1 protein-coding gene is annotated in these 534 nt (G+C 40.4%); it reads left to right on the forward strand.

Features of this window, described 5'->3' with window-relative positions:
* A partial coding sequence (locus EKL98_RS18270) for a M28 family peptidase (protein WP_233589475.1) occupies positions 1-534 on the forward strand: 534 nt, incomplete at both ends.

Genomic DNA, 534 nt, shown 5'->3' on the forward strand with positions numbered 1-534 from the left:
AAAAAAAGTTATTCCTCCATTTTATCCGTATTGTTTATCCTTGGATTCCTTGGATTTACATTCTTCGCGATGATGCCCCAATGGACATCCGATGACGATGCTCCACTTGCTGAGTTTTCGACCAAAAGAGCTTTAGAACAAGTGAAAAACATTTCGCAAAAACCACATTTTGTGGGTTCCGAAAATCACGAGGTCGTGGCTAATTATTTGGTAGAAGAACTCCAAAATATGGGGTTAGAAACTTCCATTCAAGAAGGTTATTCTTTTTCAGATTGGGGAACATTGACCAAATGCAAAAACATCTTGTCTCGAATTAAGGGAACAAATAGCAACAAAGCCTTGCTCCTGCTTTCGCATTATGACAGCGCGCCACATTCCTATTCAAAAGGAGCTAGCGATGCAGGTTCTGGCGTGGCAACGATTCTCGAAAGTGTTCGTGCTTTTACTTACAACAAAAAACAACACCAGAACGACATTATTATTCTGTTTACAGATGCCGAAGAATTGGGTTTGAATGGTGCGGCGCTTTTTGTA

It is taken from the genome of Flavobacterium bomense (genome assembly GCF_003970355.1).